Source organism: Breoghania sp. JC706, assembly GCF_037026715.1.
Lineage (GTDB): Bacteria > Pseudomonadota > Alphaproteobacteria > Rhizobiales > Stappiaceae > Breoghania.
Genome location: NZ_JBANCG010000006.1, coordinates 216,731 through 241,470, shown reverse-complemented (window position 1 = coordinate 241,470; position 24,740 = coordinate 216,731). Strand labels below are relative to the sequence as shown.

Below are 24,740 nucleotides of genomic sequence, written 5' to 3'. Positions count from 1 at the left end.
CCCGCACGATCCGCCAGTCGCGAACGCCTGTCGCGCACGCCTGTCGCAAACACTTGCCGTCAAGGCCCGGACACCACGGAAACGAAATTCCTCAAGGACACCCATGCCGCATGAGGACAAGATGACCGCATTCTTACGACATATAACATGTAATTTAAATGAACATACGGTCATCTTATCCACATCGTAAAAAGTGTTATTTCAATCTGTCGCAAGGTAAGGATACTGCAATTGCCGAGATGTCTTGATCGCGGCAGGATCACGTCTACACTGCGGCGAGGCGCGCTCTCGTGGAGGAGCGGACGGTCACCCCGGAAGAAGGCGCAAACAAGCGCCACGCCGGGACGCCGGACGAAAGAAGAGCGGCCACGCAAGGGAGGAACATCGATGTCTATCATCAAGAGGCAAGGTGCCGCCGGCACCGGGCAGGACGGCGTGTCGGCGGATGCGCCCGCCGAGGGCATGCGGCGCGAGGCGGTCGAGGGCGTGGTGGACGCCCAGCGCGAATTTCGGCGGCAAGGCCGGCGCAGTTTCCTGAAAAATTCGCTGCTGGCGGCCGGCGGTGCGGTGGGTGCTGCAACGCTGGGCGCGCCCTATATCGGCACGGCGAAGGCGGCCGGCACCACCTGGAAGATCCAGACCTCGTGGCCCGGCGGCATCGGCCTTCAGATCTTCAAGGACTGGTGCGGCACCATCGCCGAGAAGACCGGCGGCGAACTCGCCTTCCAACCCTTCGGCGCCAATGACGTCGTCGGCGATTTCCAGCTCTACGACGCGGTCAAGAACGGCGTTCTGCACGCGGTGAACCCCTTCACCATCTACGTGCAGGGCATCATCCCGGCCGGCGTGTTTCTGACGTCCTATCCGCTGGGCCTTCGGCACCCGAGCGAATTCGACACCTTCTATTACGGCCTCGGCGGGCTGGAGATGACGCGCGAGCTTTATGCCGCGCAGGGCATGTACTGGATCGGTCCGGTGCATCACGACGCCAACATCATCCATTCCAAGGTGCCGATCCGCTCGGTGGAGGATTTCCGCGGCCGCAAGATGCGCCTTCCCGGCGGCATGGTGGCGGAGGTGTTCCAGGGACTGGGGGCCAAGACGACGGTGCTTCCGGGCTCGGAAATCTTCCCCGCGCTGGAAAAGGGCACGATCGACGTGGCCGACTACACGGGACCGGCGGTCAACTACGCGCTCGGCTTCTCCCAGGTCACCAAATACATCTCCATGGGCCCTCCGGGCTTCATGTCGCTCTACCAGCCGGTGGACATCATGGACATCACCGTCGGCATGGACGCGTGGAACGCTTTGTCGGACGAGATGAAGCAGTTCATGGAAATGGAGACCAAGTCCTACTCCATCGAGCACCACGCCAAGATCCAGAAGGCCAACCAGGAAGCCTGGAAGAAATTCGAAGCCGACGGCACCGAGGTCACCCGGCTTTCGCAGGACGACGTGGCGATCATGACCGAGGTCGCGGTGCCGATCTGGTTCAAGTACGCCAACAAGGACAAGAACGCGGCCCGCGTGTTCAAGACCCAGCTCGACTACATGATGTCCGGCTCGCTCGGCTACGTGACGCCCGACATGATCGAGGGGCTGACGCTCGATCTGTGACGGGCGGGAGGGAGGTCCCGAGGGGGGCCGCCAGCCGGTTTTGCGAAGGGGCCCCACCATTTTTCCGAAGGGAGACCCCCACCCCTAACCCCTCCCCTCAAGGGGGAGGGGGATGGGATTGTGCCCACAACGGTTGGTCGGGGACGCACCTGACCGGCCAAGTTTGCGGAGCAAATCCCCCTCCCCCTTGAGGGGAGGGGTTAGGGGTGGGGGTCTCCCTTCGGAAAAATGGTGGGGCCTCTTCTCAAGAGGATCATCTTCCAAGGCGGCGGCACGATTCACCGAAGGAAAATCCATGTCACCGACGCGCGTCTCTCCACCGGCGATCAGCCGGGCCCGCCGGCTGCGGCGCGAGATGACGAACGGGGAACGGCGGCTGTGGGCGGCGTTGAAGGCGTTCCGCGGACTCTACGGCATTCACGTCCGCAAACAGGTACCGATGGGGCCCTACGTCGCCGATTTCGCGGTGCACTCCGCGCGGCTCGTGATCGAGGTGGACGGGGACATGCATGGAGAGGAGCGGCAGATGGAGCGCGACCGCAGGCGCGATGTCTGGTTCGGCGAAAACGGCTACCGCACGCTGCGCCTGTCCACCGGCGAACTGGCGGAAGCCTTCGAGGGATGCGTGGAGAAGATCCTGCGGGAACTGGGGGTGATGCCGTGAGGTCGATGCTCTTGAAAGAGGGCCGGGGATTGAATGGCAAAGGGGCGTCTTTTGCGAAGGGTGACCCCCACCCCTAGCCCCTCCCCTCAAGGGGGAGGGGGATGAGATCGTGCCTGCAACGGTTGGTCAGGTGAGCACCTCACAGGCCAAGTTTGCGGAGCAAGTCCCCCTCCCCCTTGAGGGGAGGGGTTAGGGGTGGGGGTCACCCTTCAAAGAAAACGCGGTGGGGGGTCTCCTTCGCGGACAAGCAATGAAGCGCCTCCTTTCAAAGGCACGGGAGCCAGCGCCCCCGGCCATCGAAACTGATCTGAAACGTCACGTCCCGGCGATGCGGACCCGAAGAGTCCCCGCTCCGCCGTCCATGTCCGGCTCATCGCGCTTTGGGGGAACCATGCCGAGCCTCACCTTTGTCCTTCCGCACTGGCTCTACTGGGCCGGCCTCTTCGTCTTTCCCGTCTTCGCCATGGTGATGGCGCGGCGCACCAAGGCGCGCGCCAGGGCCGGTGGGGCGCGGCGCGGCTATTCGCTGCCGCTCGCCTACATGATCCTCATCGCCGGCGGCATGCTCGGCCTGCACCGGTTCTACCTGAAGAGCCTGCTGGGCCTCGTGTTCATCCCGGTCTTCATATTCATTCTGGTGGCCAACGGCGAGCAGCGCTCGTACCGCGCGGACTACTCCGACGCCGCCGCGCTGGTGGAAAGTGCTGAAGGCACGATCGCGCGCGAGGGGCCGCGGATAAGGGATCTGGAAGGCCAGTTGCCCGATCTGCGCGCAAAGCTCGCAGAGGAAGAGGAAGGCTCAATCGGCGCAAGGCTCGCGCAGCGCGGGCTGGAGCGGGCGGAAGGCCGCATCGCCTCCTCCAAGGAGCGGCTGGAGCGCGCCAGAACGGATCTGGAAACCGCAAAGCCCGCCGCCGAGGCCGCCGCAGGGGGCCGCGCCTTCTGGCAGGACATGGCGGCCTACGCCTTCTATCTGCTTCTCGCGATGATGGCTGTCGATGCCGCGCTGATGTCCTGGCTGAAGCGCCGGGCGGAGGCGAAGGCGGCGGCCGAGGATGCCCGCCACGCAGCCAGCCAAAGCGATGAGGAACGGGCGGAGGAAGCCCTTCAGGCGGTGGAGGAGGCGGAGCGGATCGGCGATCGGGCCCACCTCACCCCCGGCTGGACCGGCGTGATCGACCGGATGTCCTTCTATGCCGGCGAACTGGTCTCCTACTGGGCGGTGATCGCGGTCTTCGCCTACTACTACGAGGTCATCGCCCGCTACGTCTTCAACTCGCCCACCATCTGGGTGCACGAGGCGATGTACCTGATGTTCGGCATGCAATACCTCATCGCCGGCGCCTACGCGATGCTGACGGAGGCGCATGTGCGCGTCGACGTCTTCTACGCACCGCTGTCGCGCCGTCGCAAGGCCATCGTCGATCTCGCGACCTCCGTCTTCTTCTACATCTTCGCCGGAACGCTGCTGTTCACCAGCCTCATCTTCGCCTGGGACGCCACGGTCGTCGACGAGGTGTCGTTCAACGAATGGCGCATCGCCTACTGGCCGATGAAGTGGGCCATGGTGATCGGCGGCATCCTGCTGGTTCTGCAGGGCATTTCCAAACTGGCGCAGGATGTCCGCGCCGTCGTTGCGACCGCGCGGGGGGCCTGATCCATGGGGCTGGAAATTTCCATCGAGTGGCTGACGCTCATCATGTTCGGCAGCCTGATCGTGCTGCTGATGGCGGGCCTGCCGCTCGCCTTCGTCACCGGCGGGCTGGCCTGCGTTTTCCTGTTCGTCCTGGGTGACAGCTGGCAGGCGCTCAACATCGTGCCGTCGCGCATCTTCCCGTTGATGACCAACTACCAGCTCTCGGCCATACCGCTCTTCATATTCATGGCGGCGATGCTGGAGCGGGCGGGCATCATCAACGACATGTTCGATGTCATCTACAAGGTGCTGGGCGGCGTGCGCGGCGGGCTTGCGGCGGCGACCATCATCGCCTCCACCATTCTGGCCGCCATGGTCGGCGTCATCGGCGCGGCGGTCGTCACCATGGGCATCATCGCGCTTCCGGCCATGCTGAAGCGCAACTACAACCCGGAAATCGCCATGGGCGCGATCATGGCCGGCGGCACGCTCGGCATCCTGATCCCGCCCTCCATCCTCGCCATCATCTATGCGGTGGTGGCCGAACAGTCCGTGGGCGAGCTGTTCATCGGCGCGGTCTTTCCAGGCCTCCTGCTGTCGGGCCTCTACGTGCTCTACGTGGTCGTGCGCTGCACCATCAACCCCGCGCTCGGCCCCGCAGCGCCCGTGGAGGAACGCATTTCCTTCATGGAGAAGGTGCGGGTGCTTTCCAAGATGTCGGCGCCCATCTCGCTCATCGTGGTGGTGCTCGGCGTCATCTTCTCAGGCGTCGCCACCCCGGTGGAGGCCGCCGGCATCGGCACCTTCGGCGCCTTCATCGTTGCCGCCATTCACCGGAAGCTCGACTGGGCGACGGTTCAGGGCGCCTGCGTCACGACGCTGAAGGCGTCCGCCATGGTCATCTGGATCATGTTCGGCGCGACCATCTTCGTCGGGCTCTACGTGCTGCACGGCGGGCAGGAATTCGTCTCCGACATGATGCAGGGGCTCGGCCTCGGGCCCTGGGGCATCCTGATCCTGATGCAGATCATCCTGATCTTTCTCGGCATGTTCCTCGACTGGGTCGGCATTCTTCTGCTGTGCGTGCCGATCTTCGTGCCGATCATCAAGGGGCTGGGCGCGCAGGCCTTCGGCTTCACCGATCCCGACGATCTCGTGCTGTGGTTCGGCGTGCTCTATCTCGTCAACATGCAGATGAGCTTCCTGTCGCCGCCCTTCGGCTACGCGCTGTTCTACCTGCGCGGCGTGGCGCCGGCGGAAATCCCGATGTCGCGCATCTTCAAGGCGGCGATCCCGTTCCTGATGATCCAGATCATAGGCCTCGTGCTGTGCATGGAGTTCCCCGAAATCATCATCTGGCTGCCAAGGCTGGTCTATGGGTGAGTGAGGCGGGAGGGATGGGGATGGGGATACGTAGTCGGGCTTTCGGCCCATCCCTCTCCCCTCGCCTTTCCATTGACCACCACCTTGCGCACTTCTACTGTGTCTTTCAAAGAATATTGATTGCCAGGCGTCATTTCACGCTCGCGCCGTCTTTCAGGAAACGCCTTCCTCATGTCCGATACTCCCAGGGTCGCCCTGTTCGTCACGTGTCTGGCCGATCTCTTCCGCCCGTCGGTGGGGTTTGCCGCCGTCAAGCTGCTGGAGGAGGCCGGTTGCACCGTGGAGGTGCCGCGCGCGCAGACCTGCTGCGGGCAGCCCGCCTACAATTCCGGCGACAAGGCCGATGCGCGCGGGGTGGCGGAGGTCGCCATCCGCGCCTTCGAGGGATACGACTACGTGGTCGCGCCGTCCGGCTCGTGCGCGGCGATGATCAGGAAGCACTATCCGGAACTTTTCGCCGACGATCCCGTGTGGGGGCCGAAGGCGAACGAACTCGCTACCCGCACCTTCGAACTCGTCAGTTTCCTCACCGACGTGCGCGGCATGGAGAAGGTGGTCGCCTCCTTCGACGGCTCCGTCACCTATCACGACAGCTGTTCGGGCCTGCGCGAACTCGGCATCCGCGAGCAGCCGCGCAAGCTTCTCGCTTCGATGGACGGGCTGAAACTTAAGGAGATGGCGGAATCCGACATCTGCTGCGGCTTCGGCGGCACGTTCGCGGTGAAATACGCCGACATCTCCAACAAGATGGTGACCAAGAAGACCGGCCACGTGGAGGAGACGGAGGCCGACCTGCTGGTCGCCGGCGATCTCGGCTGCCTGATGAACATGGCGGGCAAGTTGAAGCGCGAGGGCAAGGCCACCAAGGTGCGCCATGTCGCGGAACTTCTGGCCGGTATGACGGACCAGCCGGCCATCGGTGAAAAAGGGGGCGGCGCGCGCAAGGCCAAGGATCCGGCCCGGTCATGAACGGGACCGTTCTTGAGGCCGTCATCGGCACGACCGGGCTCTCCGTCGTCGTGGCGGATCTGACGACGCTTGCCGTCGATGCCATCGTCAACGCGGCGAATGAAAGCCTGCTCGGCGGGGGCGGCGTGGATGGGGCGATCCACCGCGCGGCCGGGCCGGAACTTCTGGCCGAATGCCGCACGCTCGGCGGCTGCGCGCCGGGAGACGCGAAGATGACGGCCGGCTACGACCTGCCGGCGCGCCACGTGATCCACACGGTCGGCCCGCGCTGGGCGGGCGGGATGCGCGGCGAGGACGAGGTGCTGGCCTCCTGCTACGCGCGCTCGCTGGAACTGGCGGCGGGTGCTGGACTTGCGACCATCGCCTTTCCGGCGATCTCGACCGGGGTGTTCGGCTTTCCGGCCGACCGGGCGGCCGGCGTGGCGCTCAAGGCGGTGCGCTCAAGCCCGCATCTGGGACGGATGGCGGCGGTGATCTTCTGCTGCTTCGATGCCCGGGCGGTCGGGCCTTACGAGGCGGCCTTTGCCGCCGGCGACTTCGATTGACGGCCTGAACGGGAGGAAGGCGGCCATGCAGATGCGATCACCGCGCTTCAGGGAGAATGCGCGCGAGGCGCTGGACAATGCCCAGCTCCAGCGCGCGCTCACCAATGTGGAGACCAATTTCGTCGGCAAGCGGCAGGCGGCGACCGATGCGCTGCCGGAATTCGAGGCGCTGCGCGACAAGGCCCGCGACATCAAGAACCACACGCTGGAGCATCTCGATCTCTATCTGGAGGCCTACGAGAAGAAGGTGAGCGAGGCCGGCGGTCACGTCCACTGGGCGGAGACGGCGGAGGATGCCCGCAACATCATCTTGCGCATCTGCCGGCAGGCGAATGCGAAGACCGTCACCAAGGGCAAGTCGATCGTTTCGGAGGAAATCGGGCTTAACGAGCACCTGAGCGCCAACGGCATCCAGCCGGTGGAGACCGATCTCGGCGAATACATCATCCAGCTTCGCGGCGAGGCCCCCTCCCACATCATCGCGCCGGCCGTTCACGTCAACAAATCCGAGGTGGAGACGGAGTTCCGTCGTGCCCACACCCATCTCGATCCCAACCGCAACCTCGACGAGCCGACGACGCTTTTGAACGAGGCGCGCGCGATCCTCAGGCAGAAGTATTTCGACGCCGAGGTCGGCATCACGGGCGCGAACTTCCTGATCGCCGAGACGGGGTCGTCCGTCATCGTCACCAACGAGGGCAACGGAGACCTGACCCAGACGCTGGGCAAAGTGCATATCGTTCTGGCGACGCTTGAGAAGGTGACGCCGACGCTGGAGGACGTGTCGCAGATCCTGCGCGTGCTGGCGCGCTCGGCGACGGGTCAGGATACTTCGGTCTACACGACCTTTTCCACCGGGCCGCGCCGGCCGGGCGATCCGGACGGGCCGGAGGAATACCACGTCGTGCTGCTCGACAACGGCCGGTCCAGCATGCTGGGCGGCGACTATCAGGACATGCTGCGCTGCATCCGCTGCGGCGCCTGCATGAACCATTGCCCGGTCTATCACGCCATCGGCGGGCATGCCTATGGCTGGGTCTATCCCGGACCGATGGGCGCGGTGCTGACCCCGTCGCTCACCTCCATCGATCAGGCGGGCCACCTGCCCAACGCCTCCACCTTCTGCGGGCGCTGCGAGAGCGTGTGCCCGATGCGCATTCCGCTGCCGAAGATGATGCGGCACTGGCGGGAACGCGAATTCGAACGCCACCTGCAACCGGCCTCCACCCGCTTCGGCCTCGGCCTGTGGGCCTTCTTTGCAAGGCGCCCCGCGCTTTACCGCGCGGCGACGGGTCTGATGATCCGCACGCTTGGCCTTGCCGGGCGAAGGCGCGGACGTTTTGCCGCCATGCCGCTTGCCTCCGGCTGGACGAAATACCGGGATCTGCCGGCCCCGGAGGGCCGGACGTTCCAGCAGATGTGGGCCGAGAGAAAGGACGCGGCATGAGCGGGCGCGAGGCTATTCTCGGCCGACTGAAACGGCGGCTGGCGCGCGAGGGCGATCTGGAAGCGGCACGGGCCGGCGAGGTCATGCGGCGACTGGAGGAGGCGCCGGCCGGGATCGTTCCGGCGCGCGGGCAATTGCCCGACCGCGAACGCGTTGCGCTTTTCGAGCGCATGGCCGAGGCGGTGCAGGCAAGCGTGGAGCATGTGCCGAGGATGGCCGACGTGCCGAAGGCCATCGCCGCCCAGCTCAGGGAGCGCAACCTGCCGGCGGCGGTGCGCATCGGTGCGGACGAGAGCCTCGCCGCCATGCCCTGGGAAAAAGCCGCCCCGATGGAAGTCCGCCACGGGCCTTCCGACGGCAAGGATCTCGCAGCGGTCTCACACGCGCTCGCCGGCATCGCGGAAACCGGCACGCTGGTGCTCGCATCCGGCGCCGACAACCCGACCACCCTCAATTTCCTGCCCGACCTGCATGTCATCGTGATCGAGGCGGCCGATATCGACGGCGACATGGAGGCGGTGCTCGCACGCATTCGCGCCAAATTTGGCAAGGGGTTGATGCCGCGCGCCCTCAACATGGTGGCCGGCCCCTCGCGATCGGCCGACATCGAGCAGACCCTGATCCTCGGCGCGCACGGGCCACGGGCGCTGCACGTGGTGATCGTCGACGGCTGAGATGCCCGCTCCCCCGAGGCACTGGCAAAATCGGCAGGGAGCGATTAGACTGATCAGGGAATATACGTAGCCGATGGTTTATCGGTTATCTTTAAAATCAAATGCGAGCATTTCGCGCAGGATTACATCCTGGCAAGGACTGTTCGCGTACACGATATTTCTTTTTTGCAAAGCGCTGGACTTTCTTCTTCGTAACGATTAACCAGTCCGGCGATTTGCCATCGACCTTAAAGGTCTGCCGTCGTTCGACGCGAAACCATTCAGGGGTAGCGGTGGCTCATTACTTCATCATCCGCAGGCGCAGCACGTTTCCGGGCATTCAATCTTGCCCGCGAGCGAAATGCCTCGTGCGGCGTTCCGCGCCTTTCATCGCCGTATTCGCTGGCGGGGTGGCGACGGATCCGGGGAAGATTGGATAGCCGTGTCATGGAAAGACGTTTGTTGCTGGTCGACGACGAAGTCGAATTCAGCGAGATCATAGAACGCATTGCCAAGAAGCTCGATTTTTCGGTCTGCAAGACGACGCATCCCAGCGAATTCCAGAAGCTTTACGACAAATGCAACCCGACGCATATCGTGCTCGACATGATCATGCCGGAGATGGACGGGATCGAGCTGATGGAATGGCTGGCGCAGCGTGGCTGCACGGCGAAGATCATCATCATTTCCGGCTACAACGCCCACTACGCCAACACCGCCAAGACCGCTGCGGCCAGCACCGGCCTCGACGTTGTGGCGACGCTTTCCAAGCCGTTTTCCGTTTCCGCCGTGCGCTCGATCCTGAGCCTTTAGGGGCGGCACGGCGATGGCACTGCAGAACCGGGTAACCCCGCACGGCACGATCATCGCCACCCCGGCGCGCGGCCTTTTCATGGGAAACCGCGGCGGGCGCATCCACGATCCCGCGACCCGTACGCTGACGAACCGGCGCTTTGCCTCGCGGCGCTGGATCTGCTGTGCGACGTCCTTCAAGGGACGCCTGCGCGCGGTGATGGGCACGGGCTATACGGAACTGTTCTTTCTCGACGAGGTGACCGCGCTTGCCGCCGGCCACCGGCCCTGTTTCGAGTGTCGGCGGGCAGCCGCACGTGAATTCGCCGCGAGCTGGCGGAAGGCGCAGGGGCTCGCCGCCCCACCTTCCGCCGATGAGATGGACCGGATCCTGCACCGCGAACGCCTCGGGCCCCGCCCGCGCGCCGGCCTTGACGGGCTGCCCGACGGGACGGCGGTGCTGACGGGAGAAGGTGCGGAGGAACGCGCGGCCTTCGTGCGCGGCGAGCGGCTGCTCGTGTGGGGCGAGGCCGGCTTTACGGCCGCCGTGGCGCGCCCGAGGGGGATATCGCTGCCGCTGCTGACGGCGCCTGCAATCGTCGCGGTGCTCGAGGCGGGCTACGCCCCCGTATGGCACCCGAGCGCAGGGTGAGATTGCGCGGGGTTCAGCGCAATTCGTGGTTGGATGGAGGCGGGTTGTCCATCCTTCGAGACGGCCTTTCAGGCCTCCTCAGGATGACGTTGAGTGTGTTGATGGCTTTACTGAAATAACAACAGACACAACGTCATCCTGAGGAGCCCGCGCGAGCGGGCGTCTCGAAGGATGGGCCGCGCGCAGAAAGCCCCGCCGCTACATCTGAGCCGAATGGCCACCGTCGACGGGCAGGACGACGCCGTTGACATAGCCCGAGGCCGGCAGGGCGAGGAACATCGCGGCCGAAGTCAGTTCCTCCGGCCGGCCCCAGCGCTTCAGCGGATTGCGCAGGTTGACGAAGGCCGTGACACGCGGATCGCCGACCATCGGCTTGTTGTAATCGGTAGCGAACATGCCCGGGGAGATCGCGTTCACGGTCAGGGTGTCGGAACCGAATTCGACCGCGAGCGAGCGGGTGAGCGCGGAGACGCCGCCCTTCGACGCGGTGTAGGCGGGATCGCCGGGACGCGCCTGGGTGGCGGCGAGCGAGGTGACGAAGATCAGCCGGCCTGCATCGGACTTCGCCAGATGCGCGAGTGCCGCGCACGCCAGCGTGTAGCTCGCCGTCAGGTTGACGTCGAGGATGTGGCGGAAGGCATCCGCATCGATGCTCGCCGTGCCGGCGCGATTGCGGATGGCGGCGGAGTGGATGACGATATCGAGCCCGCCGAGCTTCTCCGCCGCCTGATCGACCACGGCTTCCGCTTCCACCGCGAGATCGCCGCGCACGGTGGCGACCGGCGCGCCGGCCTCTGCCAGCGCCGCTGCCGCAGCCTCCAGACGTTCGGTGCCGGAGCCGTTGATGACGACCTCGGCCCCGAGGCGGACGAAGGCTTCGGCCATGGCCGCCCCGAGCCCGCTGGAGCCCCCGGTGATCAGCGTGCGGCGGCCCTTGAGGGTGAAATTTTCCGGATTGAACATGACGGTCCGATCGTGAAAGCGGAGGGGGCGGGCGGGCAGGATGCCGCCGCCGGATATTGGCTGGACCGTGAAGCTAGAGCAACATGCGTTCATGTGGAATCACATGAACGCATAAAAGTTGCTCGTTCTCAAAGTGCTAGAGCATTCCGCGTTCTCTCGAACGCGGAATGCTCTAGCCGCGCCGCGGGACTGCCGTCAAACCGCTTCTCGTCGCGGGCTGCGAGCTATTCCGCCGCGATCTGCAGCGTCACGTTGCCGATCGCCGCGGCGATGTGATCGTAGAGGGCGTCGTGGATCGGCTCGTGTGCCTTGGGCGCGCGGATGAGGGCGATGTCCACCGGCGGCAGCGCCGGAAAACCGTCGCGCTCGTCGAGAACGCGCAGGCCCGGGCGCATGGCGCTTTCCGGGATCATCGAGATCGCCAGCCCGGCCAGAACCGCATTGATGAGCACGGTGGCGGAGCCGCTGGTATAGGCGACGCGGCCGGTGCGCCCCATGCGGGCCATGGCGTTGATGGCCAGGCCGCGCCAGGCGCAGGTGGTGTGGCCGAGCGCCAGGCGCACGACCTGCTCGTCGTGAATGCAGCGGTCAGCCGGCGCCACCCACAACAGCCGTTCCCGTCGGATGATGTCGCCGAAGCCGTTCAGATCCTCGCACGAGGTGACGATGCCGAGATCCACCTCGTCGCGACGCACCTTTTCCGCCACCGCAACGGAGCCGGTGCATTCCACCACCACCTCCACCGTCGGATTGATGCGGGCGAACCCCGCCAGCACCTGCGGCAGCAGCCGCTCGGCATAGTCGTCCGGCAGTCCCAGCCGGACCTGACCGATCAACTCCGGCTCCGAAAAGGCCGACAGCGTCTCGTCGTTCAGCCGGATCATCCGGCGGGCGTATTCCTGCAGCCGGTGGCCGACCTCGGTCAGACGCGACTGGCGCCCGTCGCGGGTAAAGAGCGCGTGACCGACACGCTCCTCAAGCCGCCGCATCTGCATGGAAACGGCCGACTGGGTCTTGTTCACGGCCTCCGCCGCGCGGGTGAAAGACCCCAGTTCAGCGATTGCGACGAAGGTACGAAGCTGATCGATATCAAGGGCATGGGACATGTCGAGAGGCCTTTCGTGGAGCCTGCTGCGGCGCCGCACACGACGCTTACCGGCCTATTCATCATCACAATCGATGAATAATTATAAAAAACATTCGTTGGATTAATCAATAGCCCGCGTGCATCCTTTCAACTGTCACCAAGACACCCCGCGCCGGTGCCGCCGAAAGGCCCTGCGGACGCGGTCCATAACAACGGGCGCGGGAACCTCCGTGCACCGAACGATGGAGCTTTGCCATGTCCCTGACCGCTTACGACGCCCGTCGCTCGACCTCCGGCCTTGTCGTCGACAAGGCCCGCACCGCCCTGCGTCTGGCCGCATCCCTCGCCATGAACATGGTGCGGGCATACCGGGCCCGGCGGACGCTGAGCATGCTCGCCTCGCAGGAGGACTACATGCTGCGCGATATCGGCGTCAGCCGCAGCGACCTCTACGCCGCCTTGAGCACGCCGGCGACGGAGGATCCCTCGATGGTGCTCGCGCGTCTGGCCGACGAGCGCCAGAAGGCCGAACGCAGCCGCCGCAGGGCGGTTGCCCGCAACCGGAGGACGATGGGATGAGGACGCTCGCTCAGCCGGTGCCACAGCGCCCCGCCAACGGCGCGTTCCAGGCCCGCTCGCATGCAAAGGGCCAGCACACGCTCGCCATGCTGGGCCTGCAGCGCGACACGACGCTGATCGCGGCCTTCGTGCGCGCGCTGCGCCGGCGGCTGGCGCGCTGACAGGTTCCGCGAATGCAGACATCTGTGGAGCAGGCAGGGCCGGCGCGCGTCGCGGTGCCGACCCTCACTCCGCGGCGATCGGCACCGACAGGTTGTCGAGCGAAGAGACGATGTGCTCGGCCAGCGCATCGATGAGGCGGGACTGCTGGTGCCAGGACCGCAGGATCGCGATCTCGCAATGGGGAAGCTTCGGGAAGCCCTCGCGGTCGGAGAGCACGCGCATGCCGGGCCTGAGCGCGGATTCGGGAAGCACCGAGACCGCAAGCCCCGCCATCACAGCCGCCCCCACGCCGGCCGTCGACCAGCTGGAATAGAGAACCCGGTAGTCGCGACCCATCGCCTCCAGCGATTCCACCGCCGCCTTGCGCCAGTCGCAGGTGGCACGGCCCAGCGCCAGCGGCAACGGCGTTTCCTCGTGAACGCAATGACGCGCGGAGGCGACCCAGACAAGCGGCTCGTGCCGCACCACGTCGCCGCCGCGTCCGCGGTCGCGGACGTGGCTGATGATGGCGATATCGAGCCGGTTTGACTTCAGATCCTGCACCAGAAGCGGCGTCGGCGCGCAGGTGACCTCGATCTCCGCGCGCGGATTGGAGCGCGAGAACCGCGCCATGATCTCCGGCAGGAAACGGTCGGCATAATCGTCCGGCGTGCCGAGACGAACGAAGCCGGCAAGCTCCGTCTCGTCGAAGGCCGAGATCGTCTCGTCGTTCAGCTTGATCATCTTGCGGGCATAGTGAAGAAGCCGCTCGCCATCCTCCGTCAGCCGCGACAGGCGCCCATCGCGGGCGAAGATCGGCCGACCGATGCGCTCCTCCAGCCGCCGCATCTGCATGGAAACGGCGGATTGCGTCTTGTTCACGATCGCCGCGGCCTGGGTGAAGCTGCCGGCCTCCGCGATGGCGAGAAACGTGCGCAGCTGATCAAGGTCGAGCATCTGGGACATCGGCTTTCATCACCAACTGTGATCGATACGATGAAAAACATTCGTTGGATTTATCGCTGTTGGCAAGCGAAAGTCTTGTCAGACCCAACAAGCAGTTGCGCGTCCGGATGGGCCGGGCGCCACACCACGGACCGTGCGCGGAGGCGGCGGCCGACGAAGGACTATTGCCATGTTCACGCTCCCCACCAAACCCGACAGAAGCTTAGCTGCGATTGCGGCCGGCATCGGCCGTTCGGCGCTCGGGATGCTCGTGAACTGGAACCGCCGCAGGCGCAACCGGCTGGCCGTCAAGCAGCTGCTCGGCTGGAACGACCACATGCTGACCGACATCGGACTGACGCGGAGCGACGTTCGATGTGCGTTGCGCGACCACCGAAAGATCGAGGCTTCCGGCAGGCTCCGGATTCTGGCTGTAGAGCGGCGCGCCACGGCGCGCAGTCAGGCCCGCAACGCGCTTGAAATCGCCTCGGTCGACGGCCGCCTGACCGGCCGCTTCGGCCCTGCGGCATCCGCCTGCGAAGCCTGATCTCCCTGTTGCCCGGGTCAGCCCCCGCTGACACCGCACCTGGCCCGCTGTCCACCCCGGCAGCGGGCTTTTTTTGCATGCGCAAGGGCGGGCGCCTACCCCGTCGTGTGGCCGGGCACGAAGGCGTCGAACATCTGCTCGAAGGCGCGGATCTGACTTTCCTGCATGGACCGGCCGGCGGCGAGGAAATCATTCAGGAAACGTTGCTGCTGCGCCCCGCCGGCCGACGGCTTGTCGGAAGGTCCGGTGTCCTCGTCATCGGGCGCGGCGGCATCTGACGCGGCGGGGCCGGATGCTTCGGATGCGGATGCGGCGGGCTCGGGCGCATCGAGGTCGGGTGCATCGGCGGCCTCCTCGTCCTCCGGCTCCTGCGGACGCGCGGCCTGCGGAGCGTGGCGTTCGCCTGCACGCGCAAAGCCGGAGAAAAAGGCGGTCATGGCCTCGGCGAAGGGCGCCATCATGTCGACGGGCGAGGGCGCGGGCTGCGGCCGGCCGCGGGCAAAACCGGCCATGAAGGCATCAAGCAGCTCGCGCGCGGGGCCGACCGCGAAATTTCGCGCGATCTGTCCCATCATCAAGGTGGCTGCGACGGGCATCAGCGCATCGAGCGCATCCTGCCGGATGCCGGTGGTGGCCGCGACGTGGTCGAGCACCGCCCGGCGGATCTCCTTGTTGGGAAAGATCTGCGTAAGGAAGGCCCCCACGGGCCCGCCGGCAGCCGCCGCGTTCATCCAGTCGCCGGCGCCCGCCCCGCCTGCCGGCCAGCCGCCCTGCGGCCACATCGCGCCCGGGCCGGCGGCCCAGGGATTTGCCGCCGCGCCGCCGCCGGGCTGGAAGATCGGCGGGGTGAAGGCGCGCATCAGCCCCTCCATGCCGTCCGGGGTCGCCGCATTGCGGCGCAGGCCCGCCCAGAAGGCCGGCATCAGGGCTTCCATCGCCCGACGCGCATCCGCTTCCTTCAGGCCGAAGCGCTGCTGCGTCTGCGACATGAGAGCGAACGGGTCAAACGGAAAAAGACTGTCTGTCATAAGCTGCCCCGGCCGGCGCGTTGTGGCTCGCCGGCGCACGGGCGGCCCCGCGCACCGGATCGACGGATTTTCCGTCTGCGCCCATGATCCGGCGCAATGGCCGTCAGGTCAATGACTTGTCATGACGTAGCGAAAGCGCGCGACACGAGCGTTCGGCAGGGGCGTCCATCGTGGCGTTCGGGGGGCCATCCGAATGTCCGGCAACCTGACGCACATGACGAAAGGTGAGACATCATGGCGCACATGTAATAACGGACATGCGGCAGAAGTAACAATTCCTTGGGACTCCTTAGAGTTCAATGCTCCCTGTTGAACAGGGGTAATTGCCCGATGTCGATACGCCATCGTCTTAATGTCATTATCGTTACCTTGTTTTCGGCACTGTTGATTTCGCTTGCCGTGCTGGGCATGGACATGCGCCGCGACAATGCCGGTGCCGCAGCGGAAAGCCGCCGGTTCGAGCGGATCTCGTCCGTCTGGGAGGTGGCGGCGGCCGCCGCGCGCCATCCCGACGACCCGGAAAAAGCCCGCGCGCTGGCCCGCGAGAAGCGCGACGCACCCGGCCAGGACGCGACTGAGGCCCTGTCCGCACTGATGGACGGACTTGCGGCGGCACCGACGTCGCAGGCGCTGCTTGCGCTCGTGCGCGAGGGGATGCCGGCCATCGCCGATACGGGAAAGGGGGAGCCGTCGCTCGACAGGCAGGCACCGCAGCTGACCCGGCTTCTGGCGAACGAGCTGCCGGAGCTGGTATGGCGGCTGGCGACGATGCGTGCCGAGACCCACCGGCTGGCGCTGCGTGACCGTCTGACCGACGACGACAGGCTGCGGTTTCTCGCCGTCGTCGGACAGGTGGAGGCGGCCGCCGGCACGGTCGGAACCACTCTCGCCCGCCCTGGCCCCATCCTTTCCGGCGCGCCCGCGCTGCATCAGGCGGCGGCGACCTTCACCGCGGCGAACCGGGATTTCGGCGAGGCGATGCAGACGCTTGCCCGGCGGATCAACACGGCGCCCGCCGCCGTGCCGAGCCTGTCGCTCAAGCCGCTGCCGCTCGATGCCGCCTATCAGAGGCTGGTGGACGCGACGCTGGTCCTTCAGAATCGCGCCCTTGCGCAGATCGCCGATGCCATTGACGGCAACATCCAGGGCCGGCGATGGACAATGCTCGGCGTCGCCTCGGTCACCATCCTTGCGACACTGCTGGCTCTGTCGCTGGCGCTGTCGCTTTCCGCCTCCATCGCGCGCGCCATCGCCGCGCTTGAGGCGCGCATCCACGCGATCGCCGAGGACGAGACGCAGGAGAGCGCGGGCGGCCACCCGTCGTTGCGCCTGCCGGAGGAGGAGCAAAGCGAACTCGCCCGCATCGCCCGCGCCGTCATCGACTGCCGCGACAGGGTCGCGGAACGGGTGGCGGCGGCGGAACAGGACGAGAAGCGGCGCGATCTGGAGCTGATGTTCGAGAGCAACCCGCTGCCGCTGATCCTGCACGATCCGGAAACGAACAGCATCGTCGCGGTGAACGGCACGGCGGTGGAGCATTACGGCTATTGCCGCGAGGAATTCACCCGGCTCAGCCTCGACGACCTGACCGCGCCCGTGAGCGCGCCCGGCGACGAGCCGGGCGAAGACCGGCCGGCCGTGCGGCACTGCAAGGCGGACGGCGGGATCATCGAGGTGCTGCCGTTCGAGCGCGAGATCCGCTACGACGGCCGCCCGGTGAAGCTGACCACCATCGTCGACATCACCGCGCGGCGGCGGGCGGAGGCGCGGCTGGCGTTTCTCGCCCATTTCGACCCCCTCACCCACCTCGCCAACCGGGTGCTATTGCAGAACAAGCTGGCGGAGGAGATCCAGCGCGGCGGCGAGCGGGCGGATTATCGCTTCTCGCTGCTGTGCCTAGATCTCGACCGGTTCAAGATGGTCAACGACACGCTCGGCCACGATGCGGGCGACCGGGTGCTGCGCACGGTCGCGGACCGGCTGAACGCACTGGTTGGACCCGGCGACACGGTGGCCCGGCTGGGCGGCGACGAGTTCACCGTGCTGATCTGCGGACCGGACGGCCACCGGCGCGCGCAAGCCCTTGCGCAGACGGTGTGCCGAATTCTCTCAGAGCCCTGCACCATCGACGGCGCGCGGCTGGCGCTGGGCGGTTCGGTGGGTGTCAGCCACTATCCCGAACACGGGCGCTGCGGCGACGACCTGATGAAGCATGCCGATCTGGCGCAGCACCAGGCCAAGGCGGAGGGGCGCGGGCGGGTCTGCGTCTTCGAGCCGTCGATGGACGAGGCGCTGCGCCAGCGCCAGACGCTGGAGACGGACCTGCGCGAGGCGCTGGAACAGCACCGGCTGGAACTTCATTACCAGCCGCTCGTCGACATGAAGACCAACAAGGTCACCGGCTTCGAGGCGCTGGTGCGCTGGAACGATCCGGTGCGCGGACAGGTGCCGCCGTGCCAGTTCATCCCGATCGCGGAGGAGGTCGGGCTGATCGAGGAAGTCGGCACGTGGGTGCTGAACGAGGCCTGCCGCGAGGTGGCGGGCTGGCCGAACGGCGTGAGCGTGGCGGTCAACGTCTCCTCCTACCAGATCCGCGCCGGCAATCTGGTCGCTCGGGTACGCGAGGCGCTGAATGTCTCGGGACTGGCGCCGGAACGGCTGGAGCTGGAGATCACCGAAAGCGTGCTGCTCATCGACAGCGAGGCGACGATCCGCACGCTGCACGAGATCCGCGGCCTCGGCGTGCGCATCGCCATGGACGATTTCGGCACCGGCTATTCCTCGCTCAGCTACCTACGCGCCTTCCCCTTCGACAAGGTCAAGATCGATCAGTCCTTCGTCGGCGATCTCGGCAACAAGACGGAGGCGAACGCCATCATCCGCGCCATCGCCGGGCTTTCTTCAGAACTCGGCATGGCGACGACGGCGGAAGGTATCGAGACCGAGGACCAGTTGCGCTTCATCCGCGCTCAGGGCTGCACGCAGGCGCAAGGGTTCCTGACGGGACGGCCGGTGCCGGCGGAAAAGGCGCGCATCTACGCCGCCGGCAACGCGGAGGCGCTGCGTGACGTGCTGAAACGCATGCGCGAGGCGGCCGGGGAAACGGACGCGCCGGAGAAACGGGTGGCGCTGTCCGGTTAAAGGCGCACGGCAAGGACAGGCCTAGTACGCGTAGTCCCGGAAGACGTGGCTGATGTCGCGGTTCCATTCGCCGTCGTACTTGCGCAGCATCTGTTCGGCCGGCGTGAGACCGGTGGCCAGTATTTCCTCAACCGGTTCCAGATGGGTACGCTCGTCGATGCCGGCGTCGTTGAGGCGGGCGCGGCGCTTCAGACCCTCGCTGGAAAGCGCCGCCGCCTCGCGGGCGATATCGAGCACCGTGTGGTTGCGGAAGACGGTCTTCAGCGCGGTCTTGGGAACGGCAGTGCGCAGCACATCGCGTTCCTCCGCGCTCCAGTCGCGCACCAGCTGCCATGCCTGGTCGAGGATCTCCGCGTCATAGAGCAGCCCCACCCAGAACGCCGGCAGCGCGCAGATGCGCCGCCACGGGCCGGCATCCGCGCCGCGCATCTCGATGTAGCGCTTCAACCGTACGTCGGGAAACAGCGTGGAGAGGTGGTTGTTCCAGTCGCCCATGGTGGGCGCGGCATCCGGGATCACGCCCTCGAGCGCCCCGTTCATGAAGGCGCGGAAAGTGGTGCCGGTGACGTCGTGATAATCGCCCTCGCGCTTGACGAAATACATCGGCACGTCGAGCGCCCATTCGACATAGGCCTCAAAACCGAAACCGTCGTCGAAGGCGAAGGGCAGCGAACTGACGCGGTCGTTGTCGGTGTCGAGCCAGGTCTCGGCGCGGTTGGACAGCAGGCCGTTGGGCTTTCCCTCCACGAAGGGGGAATTGGCGAAGATGGCGGTGGCGATCGGCTGCAGCGCGAGGCCGACGCGCATCTTCTTAGCCATGTCGGCCTCGTTCTCGAAATCGAGGTTCACCTGGACGGTGGAGGTCCGGTACATCATGTCGAGGCCGCGGGTGCCGACCTTGGGCATGTAATTGGTCATGATGTCATAGCGCGACTTGGGCATGCGCGGCATGTCGGAGCGCTTCCAGGTCGGCGCCATGCCGAGACCGAGAAAGCCGATGCCGAGCGGCTGGGCGATCTGGCGCACCTGGGCGAGGTGGGCGTTGGTCTCGCGGCAGGTCTGGTGCAGGTTGTCGAGCGGGCCGCCGGAAAGCTCGAACTGGCCGCCGGGCTCGATCGAGATCGCGCCGCCGCCGACAGGATCGGCAAGCCCGATGATGTTGCCGGCATCCTCGATGCGCTCCCACCCGAGCAAGCCTTCCATGCCTTCCAGCACGGTCTTGACCCCGCGCGAGCCGTTATAGGGAATGGGCGTCAGGTCTGCGGTGAAGAAGCCGAACTTCTCGTGCTCCGTCCCGATGCGGAACTGGTCGGGGCTCTTGGAGCCCTCCTGGAGGGTAGCGGCAAGTTCGGAAAGGCTGCCGATCGGCGTTGAGTCGACGGTATCGCGGGCCATGCGTGCTTCCTTGGAACGCGAACCGGCAGCGCTCACAGCCTGCGGCCCGCGTGTGGCTTTGAGGGGCTTCAGCCCCGCACCGCGCCAGCCCGAAAGGGCGGTCCTGCGGCGCAGGTCGCTGCGGCCGTTGCGACCTCAAATAGCGCCGCAAGGCCGCGATGGCCAGTCGCCATTTGGTGCCACGGACAATGACGGGCCGGTGAGGCGGCGGGGATGGCGGTTTTCGGCGCAATCGGGAGGGGTACTGTGCGCCAGCGACTTGCGCCCCTCTCCCCCCTTGCGGGGGAGATGTCGGCGCAAGCCGACAGAGGGGGGGCGCGGCAGGTTCGGTGCGCGTGGCTTACCCCCCTCTGTCCCGCGAAGGCGGGACATCTCCCCCGCAAGGGGGGAGAGGGGAACAAGCGTTGAGCGCTCGGACGACGCTCTACCGCCAGTCGCCAAGTGCCGCCTGCACCACGGCGAGCGCGGCGACGGCCGCCGTATCCGCCCGGAGCACGCGGGGTCCGAGCGGCACGGGCGTGACGAAATCCTGCCGGCGCAAGAGTTCGCGCTCCTCCTCGGCAAAGCCGCCCTCCGGGCCGATGAGCACGGCGAGCGGACCGCGTTCGAGCCCCTTCAGGGCTTCCAGCGGATTCTGGCTCTCCTCGCCCTCGTCGCAGAATATCAGCCGGCGGCCTAGATCGTTCTCCGGCCAATCGGCGACGAGCCTTTCAAGCGAAACGGGCTCGCGGATGGCCGGCACGGCGATGACGCCGCATTGCTCGCAGGCCTCCACGATATTGGCCTGCGCACGCTCCAGATTGATGCGGCCTGACTGGGTGAAGCGGGTCATGACCGGCTGAAGCGCGCCGGCCCCCATCTCCACCGCTTTCTGGACCATGTAGTCGAGCCGGGCGTGCTTGAGCGGCGCGAAGCAGTAGAGAAGATCGGGCGGCGGGGTCTGCGGGCGGGTCTCATCGACCACCTCCAGCGCGCAGGCCTTGCGACCGGAGACGGAGATCTCGCTTCTCCATTCGCCGTCCCTGCCATTGAAGACGAGAACGCCGTCGCCCTGTTTCAGGCGCAGGACGTTGAGGAGATAGTTCGACTGGGCCCGATCGAGGGCGACGGCGTGGCCGGCTCTCAGATCGGCGTCGAGGAACAGGCGGGGCATGCGGAAATCGTATCGGGGCATGGCGCGGACGGTATTCGCCGCGCACGCCCTTGGCAACGGCCTTTGCGGCCACGATCCACCGCGCGCATCCTTGCGGGAATTGACATGCGGCGCGCGGTGTTGCCCGATAGGGTGGGGATTGGCCGGGGGAGTTGTGCGAAGGCGTCTGGAGGCGGCCCTTATCGCTGTATTTGCAGCGGGGATATCGTGCCCCGCTCCCCTTGCCTCGGATCTGCCTGAAAAGAGACCGAACGCCTCGCACCGGCCCGCGATCGAGATCGGCCTCGGCTACGACCACCGGCCCGGCGGCATGGCCGAGGCGCCTGCCGTTTCCGTGCCGTTTCGCGCCGAGAGCTACTATTCCGACAGCGTGGATCTCGTCTTTTCCGGCTGGGCGGGCTATTCGCGCCACACCGGCGAGGACGCCTTCGGCCTGCTGGCCGCACCGGGGTTCGCCTACTGGTTCGACGGGCGCACGCGGATCACATCCCAGCTGCGTACCGGGTTCGAGCATTTCAACGAGAGCGGGACGAGCCTGTTCGTGCTGGGTGCCGATGCACTGGCGGAACGTTTCATCGCGCTGCATCCCGAGCGGCCCTATCCCGATCAGGACATGCTCGTGCCGGCGCTGAAATTCGGCGCGCTGAGCCGGATGACAGCAGGGCGCAGCGATTATTCCTATCTGTTTGCCGGCGTGTCGCTTGCCTATGAACGCGGCTTCGGCGCGCCGCCCGACGCGCCATTCCATCTGCGCGGCAAGGCGATGGCGGAGGGCGAGGTGCAGGTGGACGGAGAGGGAGGCGTGACCGCCTACACCACCGGAATTCTGGAACTGCGCGCGGCGACGGCGAAGGGGCGGATGCTCGTCAAGGGCGAGATCGGCGTGACCAGCGATTTCGACGATTTCACCAAGGTGGGCGTGACGCTCTCGCGGGGATTTTGAGGGGCGAGAGACATGCCGAGCATGCGCAACGTGCACCCCCTCTCCCCCCTTGTGGGGGAGATGTCATGCGCATGCATGACAGAGGGGGGTGAGCGGCAGCTTCGGAGCTAGCGGCCTACCCCCCTCTGTCGACTGCATCGACATCTCCCCCGCAAGGGGGGAGAGGGGGGCAAGCGGCATGGCCAGACCCGGAACCCAGAAATCAGTGCGGCGAAGCCGCTCCGCTTCCCTCCGATGCCGCCCGATAAAGCCCCGCCTCCCCGGCCCGCCCGAGGCGTTCGAGCGCGCTGACAAGGCCCTCGGAGACCCGTTCCGCATCGGGCTCGATGGCAAGCGCCGCCTTAAAGGCATCGGCCGCCGCTTCCGCGTTGCCGCGTTCCAGCTCGATCTCGCCGATGAGCCGCCAGGCCATCCACAGGTTGAAACGCGCCGCAAGGGCTTGTCGCGCCGCCGCGATAGCGTCGTCCATCCGACCCTCGGAGCGATACATGACGGCAAGCTGGTAGCGGGCGAGCGGCAGGTCGTCCCGTCCGGCCAGAAGCGCCTCCATGCGCTGAAGCCCGAGCGCCTTGCGGCCCGTACCGTAGAGCGCCACCGCCTCCATCGCACGGAGCCTGGGGTGGTGCGGCGCGCGCAGGATCGCCTGGGCGAGCGGGTCCAGCGCGCCCCTGAAATCGGCGGCACGGAAACGGCTTTCGGCAAGCGCGTACCACGGCTCGAAATGACGGCTCGGCGCGCGGGCAAGAAGCACCGCGAGCGCATCCGCCGCATAGCCAGCCTTGCCGCCGGTATAATCCAGCACCGCCATGGCGCGCGCGGCAAGTGCCTCGTCCTGCGGAACGGGCGCGTGCGGATCGAGCATTTCGACACCCGCGACTTCCGTCACCCGCTTGTCGATGGGGGCGGTGAGATCGCCCGGTCCCGGATCGCGGACGATGCGGTGGTCGGTCATCGTCACCTCGATGACGTCCTGCGTGCGCCGCGCCGGCATGTGGCAGACGGTGCAGTCCGCATCCGCCGCGATCTGCGGGTGGGCGGAAGTGGCGCCGGCCGGCGCCGTCGTTGCCAGCGGCAGGCCTGCGGCATCCGTCGCATGGCAGGTAAGGCAGGCGGCGCGGTAATGGGCCGGGCGCTCGGCCGGCGTGCGTTTCACATGCGGATCGTGACAGGTGAGACAGCCGAGCTTGCCGCCGCTTTCAATGAAGCAGCGGCTCTGCTCCAACCGGTAGGGGTGGTGGTTGATCTCGAAGCGCTCGGCCTTCGGCATGCCGGGATCGACGATATCGAGCCCGGTACGATAGGCGTCGAGATCCTCGCCCGGACGGAAGGAATAGGCGCCGCGGCCAAAGCGGCGGATGCCGGTCACCGCCACGGTCGGCTGCATGTGGCAGCCGTAGCACACGGAATAGAGCTTTTCGCGCGCCAGCTTGCCCGGATTGACGATGGCCGCGCGCGTGACCGCCTCCTCGTCTCCGGCAATCGCGCGGCCCGCATGAGCGGCGCCGGGGCCATGACAGCGCTGGCAGCCGATGCCCTCCGGCAGATCCTTCGGGTAGACCTCCGGCATGTGCAGCGCGTCGGAGCCTTCCGCGACTTGCGGGAACGCGTTGTGGCAGGTCATGCAGGAGCGGCGCACCTGCCGGCCGACCCCCAGATGCAGCTTGAACTCGAAGCCCGGCGCCATCGCCCAGTGGCCGCCTCCTTGCGTGTACCAGGCGAGCGGCAGCTGATAGAGCGCGCCATCGGCCGCCTGGTAGAGGTAGACGCGGGCATGGTTGCCGGAGCCGAGGATCCAGTCGACCTTGCGCTCGAAGACATCGATGCGGGTGCCGTCGGGGGCCAGCTTGTAGCGGCGGAAGATGTAGGCGCCGTCGCGCTTCTCCATCTCGTAGTACCGGTCGGAGGGCGCGTGGTGGTAGCCGGTCGCAAAATCCTCGATCGCGGGTTGGGAGAACGGGCGGTAGAAGCTCTTGCCCATGGCGACATGCTTGAAGCTTTCCGCCTTGTCCTCATGGCAGAGCGCACAGGTCTTGTCCGGCACGTAGCCGGCGGCAGCGCCCGAGGTGACCGGGATATTCAGTTCGGCCAGGGCCGCATTGGCGGCGGCGAGGGCTGTGACGGGGTCGTCAGCGGCGCGGGCGCCGGTGACGGCGAGAAGCAGCAGCATGGCGAGGGCGGCGCGAAGCATCAATGGATCCCGTTGCGTGATGGCATGAAGGTACGGGATGGGGATGCGGCGGGCAATGCGTGGCCGGCGGTTGGGGGGAAGGACCGAGGGGTCAAGATTGAGGAGCGGCTTTGCCGCGCTCATTGCGCTGGATCCCGGATCGGCGTTCGGCTTCGCCTCTCTTGTCCGGGATGAGGGAGGGTGTGCTGGGCTTCAAGTCTGCCACTTGCTCCCTCATTCCGGGCGGTCTGCCGCGAAGCGGCATGGCCAGACCCGAAATCCAGCGTGGGCAA

General features: G+C 66.5%; 22 protein-coding genes. 15 read left to right on the top strand and 7 right to left on the bottom strand.

What is annotated here, in order from left to right; genetic code table 11:
• The first annotated feature begins 387 nt into the window (after positions 1-387).
• The 10 genes from dctP (at position 388) to V2L18_RS14190 (ending at position 10,358) form a co-directional block, all read left to right on the top strand.
• Complete coding sequence (gene dctP, locus V2L18_RS14235; RefSeq protein WP_336178923.1) at positions 388-1,617, top strand: TRAP transporter substrate-binding protein DctP; 1,230 nt, start codon at positions 388-390, stop codon at positions 1,615-1,617.
• Between the two features lie 295 nt (positions 1,618-1,912).
• Positions 1,913-2,281, top strand: coding sequence for an endonuclease domain-containing protein (locus tag V2L18_RS14230; protein ID WP_336178922.1), 369 nt, complete (start codon positions 1,913-1,915; stop codon positions 2,279-2,281).
• 391 nt (positions 2,282-2,672) lie between these two features.
• Positions 2,673-3,938, top strand: coding sequence for a TRAP transporter small permease subunit (locus V2L18_RS14225; RefSeq protein ID WP_336178921.1), 1,266 nt, complete (start codon positions 2,673-2,675; stop codon positions 3,936-3,938).
• A 3-nt stretch (positions 3,939-3,941) separates the two neighbouring features.
• Positions 3,942-5,300: a TRAP transporter large permease subunit gene (locus tag V2L18_RS14220; RefSeq protein ID WP_336178920.1), complete on the top strand. Its 1,359-nt coding sequence runs from the start codon at positions 3,942-3,944 to the stop codon at positions 5,298-5,300.
• A gap of 171 nt (positions 5,301-5,471) precedes the next feature.
• Positions 5,472-6,269 carry a (Fe-S)-binding protein gene (locus V2L18_RS14215; protein WP_336178919.1) on the top strand — a complete coding sequence of 266 codons (798 nt, stop codon included), beginning with the start codon at positions 5,472-5,474 and terminating at the stop codon, positions 6,267-6,269.
• Positions 6,266-6,814 (top strand): O-acetyl-ADP-ribose deacetylase, encoded by a 549-nt coding sequence (locus V2L18_RS14210; RefSeq protein WP_336178918.1) that lies wholly within the window; start codon positions 6,266-6,268, stop codon positions 6,812-6,814. Before V2L18_RS14215 ends, V2L18_RS14210 begins: the two co-directional genes overlap by 4 nt.
• Positions 6,815-6,839: 25 nt before the next feature.
• Entirely contained in the window at positions 6,840-8,261 is a 1,422-nt protein-coding gene (locus tag V2L18_RS14205; RefSeq protein ID WP_336178917.1) for a LutB/LldF family L-lactate oxidation iron-sulfur protein, read from the top strand.
• Positions 8,258-8,935: an LUD domain-containing protein gene (locus V2L18_RS14200; RefSeq protein WP_336178916.1), complete on the top strand. Its 678-nt coding sequence runs from the start codon at positions 8,258-8,260 to the stop codon at positions 8,933-8,935. Before V2L18_RS14205 ends, V2L18_RS14200 begins: the two co-directional genes overlap by 4 nt.
• Positions 8,936-9,361: 426 nt before the next feature.
• The gene (locus V2L18_RS14195; protein WP_336178915.1) at positions 9,362-9,727 is read left to right on the top strand and encodes a response regulator; all 366 of its coding nucleotides are present in this window, start codon (positions 9,362-9,364) and stop codon (positions 9,725-9,727) included.
• Positions 9,728-9,740: 13 nt separating this feature from the next.
• Positions 9,741-10,358, top strand: coding sequence for a hypothetical protein (locus V2L18_RS14190; RefSeq protein WP_336178914.1), 618 nt, complete (start codon positions 9,741-9,743; stop codon positions 10,356-10,358).
• 198 nt (positions 10,359-10,556) lie between these two features.
• Here V2L18_RS14190 and V2L18_RS14185 read toward each other — a convergent pair whose 3' ends face one another.
• Both V2L18_RS14185 and V2L18_RS14180 read right to left on the bottom strand, forming a co-directional pair.
• The gene (locus V2L18_RS14185; protein WP_336178913.1) at positions 10,557-11,321 is read right to left on the bottom strand and encodes an SDR family oxidoreductase; all 765 of its coding nucleotides are present in this window, start codon (positions 11,319-11,321) and stop codon (positions 10,557-10,559) included.
• A gap of 224 nt (positions 11,322-11,545) precedes the next feature.
• Positions 11,546-12,427 (bottom strand): LysR substrate-binding domain-containing protein, encoded by an 882-nt coding sequence (locus V2L18_RS14180; RefSeq protein WP_336178912.1) that lies wholly within the window; start codon positions 12,425-12,427, stop codon positions 11,546-11,548.
• Positions 12,428-12,663: 236 nt separating this feature from the next.
• On the opposite strand from V2L18_RS14180, the gene V2L18_RS14175 reads away from it, so the two are divergent.
• Together V2L18_RS14175 and V2L18_RS14170 are read left to right on the top strand one after the other, a co-directional pair.
• On the top strand, positions 12,664-12,987 hold the full coding sequence (locus V2L18_RS14175; protein WP_336178911.1) for a DUF1127 domain-containing protein: 324 nt from the start codon (positions 12,664-12,666) through the stop codon (positions 12,985-12,987).
• Positions 12,984-13,148 (top strand): hypothetical protein, encoded by a 165-nt coding sequence (locus V2L18_RS14170; RefSeq protein WP_336178910.1) that lies wholly within the window; start codon positions 12,984-12,986, stop codon positions 13,146-13,148. The genes V2L18_RS14175 and V2L18_RS14170 overlap by 4 nt, the downstream gene beginning before the upstream one ends.
• Positions 13,149-13,212: 64 nt before the next feature.
• Here V2L18_RS14170 and V2L18_RS14165 read toward each other — a convergent pair whose 3' ends face one another.
• Positions 13,213-14,094: a LysR substrate-binding domain-containing protein gene (locus tag V2L18_RS14165; protein WP_336178909.1), complete on the bottom strand. Its 882-nt coding sequence runs from the start codon at positions 14,092-14,094 to the stop codon at positions 13,213-13,215.
• A 169-nt stretch (positions 14,095-14,263) separates the two neighbouring features.
• On the opposite strand from V2L18_RS14165, the gene V2L18_RS14160 reads away from it, so the two are divergent.
• Positions 14,264-14,620, top strand: a complete 357-nt coding sequence (locus tag V2L18_RS14160) for a DUF1127 domain-containing protein (RefSeq protein WP_336178908.1) — start codon at positions 14,264-14,266, stop codon at positions 14,618-14,620.
• A gap of 95 nt (positions 14,621-14,715) precedes the next feature.
• On the opposite strand, the gene V2L18_RS14155 is transcribed toward V2L18_RS14160, so the two are convergent.
• Positions 14,716-15,648 carry a DUF937 domain-containing protein gene (locus V2L18_RS14155; protein ID WP_336178907.1) on the bottom strand — a complete coding sequence of 311 codons (933 nt, stop codon included), beginning with the start codon at positions 15,646-15,648 and terminating at the stop codon, positions 14,716-14,718.
• A gap of 330 nt (positions 15,649-15,978) precedes the next feature.
• Here V2L18_RS14155 and V2L18_RS14150 point away from each other — a divergent pair, with 330 nt between their 5' ends.
• Positions 15,979-18,789, top strand: a complete 2,811-nt coding sequence (locus V2L18_RS14150) for an EAL domain-containing protein (RefSeq protein ID WP_336178906.1) — start codon at positions 15,979-15,981, stop codon at positions 18,787-18,789.
• A 21-nt stretch (positions 18,790-18,810) separates the two neighbouring features.
• Here V2L18_RS14150 and V2L18_RS14145 read toward each other — a convergent pair whose 3' ends face one another.
• Positions 18,811-20,184 (bottom strand): glutamate--cysteine ligase, encoded by a 1,374-nt coding sequence (locus tag V2L18_RS14145; RefSeq protein WP_336178905.1) that lies wholly within the window; start codon positions 20,182-20,184, stop codon positions 18,811-18,813.
• A 424-nt stretch (positions 20,185-20,608) separates the two neighbouring features.
• Entirely contained in the window at positions 20,609-21,337 is a 729-nt protein-coding gene (locus tag V2L18_RS14140) for a 16S rRNA (uracil(1498)-N(3))-methyltransferase (RefSeq protein WP_336178904.1), read from the bottom strand.
• Between the two features lie 154 nt (positions 21,338-21,491).
• Here V2L18_RS14140 and V2L18_RS14135 point away from each other — a divergent pair, with 154 nt between their 5' ends.
• The gene (locus tag V2L18_RS14135) at positions 21,492-22,280 is read left to right on the top strand and encodes a hypothetical protein (protein WP_336178903.1); all 789 of its coding nucleotides are present in this window, start codon (positions 21,492-21,494) and stop codon (positions 22,278-22,280) included.
• A 202-nt stretch (positions 22,281-22,482) separates the two neighbouring features.
• Here V2L18_RS14135 and V2L18_RS14130 read toward each other — a convergent pair whose 3' ends face one another.
• On the bottom strand, positions 22,483-24,468 hold the full coding sequence (locus V2L18_RS14130) for a cytochrome c3 family protein (RefSeq protein ID WP_336178902.1): 1,986 nt from the start codon (positions 24,466-24,468) through the stop codon (positions 22,483-22,485).
• Positions 24,469-24,740: the final 272 nt, after the last annotated feature.

Coding starts and splice junctions, on each gene's coding strand:
- V2L18_RS14190 (WP_336178914.1), top strand. CDS start 9,741: ATGGCACTGCAGAACCGGGTAACCCCGCACGGCACGATCATCGCCACC.
- V2L18_RS14220 (WP_336178920.1), top strand. CDS start 3,942: ATGGGGCTGGAAATTTCCATCGAGTGGCTGACGCTCATCATGTTCGGC.
- V2L18_RS14195 (WP_336178915.1), top strand. CDS start 9,362: ATGGAAAGACGTTTGTTGCTGGTCGACGACGAAGTCGAATTCAGCGAG.
- V2L18_RS14150 (WP_336178906.1), top strand. CDS start 15,979: ATGTCGATACGCCATCGTCTTAATGTCATTATCGTTACCTTGTTTTCG.
- V2L18_RS14205 (WP_336178917.1), top strand. CDS start 6,840: ATGCAGATGCGATCACCGCGCTTCAGGGAGAATGCGCGCGAGGCGCTG.
- V2L18_RS14155 (WP_336178907.1), bottom strand. CDS start 15,648: ATGACAGACAGTCTTTTTCCGTTTGACCCGTTCGCTCTCATGTCGCAG.
- V2L18_RS14165 (WP_336178909.1), bottom strand. CDS start 14,094: ATGTCCCAGATGCTCGACCTTGATCAGCTGCGCACGTTTCTCGCCATC.
- V2L18_RS14140 (WP_336178904.1), bottom strand. CDS start 21,337: ATGCCCCGCCTGTTCCTCGACGCCGATCTGAGAGCCGGCCACGCCGTC.
- V2L18_RS14130 (WP_336178902.1), bottom strand. CDS start 24,468: ATGCTTCGCGCCGCCCTCGCCATGCTGCTGCTTCTCGCCGTCACCGGC.
- V2L18_RS14175 (WP_336178911.1), top strand. CDS start 12,664: ATGTCCCTGACCGCTTACGACGCCCGTCGCTCGACCTCCGGCCTTGTC.
- V2L18_RS14180 (WP_336178912.1), bottom strand. CDS start 12,427: ATGTCCCATGCCCTTGATATCGATCAGCTTCGTACCTTCGTCGCAATC.
- V2L18_RS14185 (WP_336178913.1), bottom strand. CDS start 11,321: ATGTTCAATCCGGAAAATTTCACCCTCAAGGGCCGCCGCACGCTGATC.
- V2L18_RS14160 (WP_336178908.1), top strand. CDS start 14,264: ATGTTCACGCTCCCCACCAAACCCGACAGAAGCTTAGCTGCGATTGCG.
- V2L18_RS14215 (WP_336178919.1), top strand. CDS start 5,472: ATGTCCGATACTCCCAGGGTCGCCCTGTTCGTCACGTGTCTGGCCGAT.
- V2L18_RS14230 (WP_336178922.1), top strand. CDS start 1,913: ATGTCACCGACGCGCGTCTCTCCACCGGCGATCAGCCGGGCCCGCCGG.
- dctP (WP_336178923.1), top strand. CDS start 388: ATGTCTATCATCAAGAGGCAAGGTGCCGCCGGCACCGGGCAGGACGGC.
- V2L18_RS14170 (WP_336178910.1), top strand. CDS start 12,984: ATGAGGACGCTCGCTCAGCCGGTGCCACAGCGCCCCGCCAACGGCGCG.
- V2L18_RS14225 (WP_336178921.1), top strand. CDS start 2,673: ATGCCGAGCCTCACCTTTGTCCTTCCGCACTGGCTCTACTGGGCCGGC.
- V2L18_RS14210 (WP_336178918.1), top strand. CDS start 6,266: ATGAACGGGACCGTTCTTGAGGCCGTCATCGGCACGACCGGGCTCTCC.
- V2L18_RS14145 (WP_336178905.1), bottom strand. CDS start 20,184: ATGGCCCGCGATACCGTCGACTCAACGCCGATCGGCAGCCTTTCCGAA.
- V2L18_RS14200 (WP_336178916.1), top strand. CDS start 8,258: ATGAGCGGGCGCGAGGCTATTCTCGGCCGACTGAAACGGCGGCTGGCG.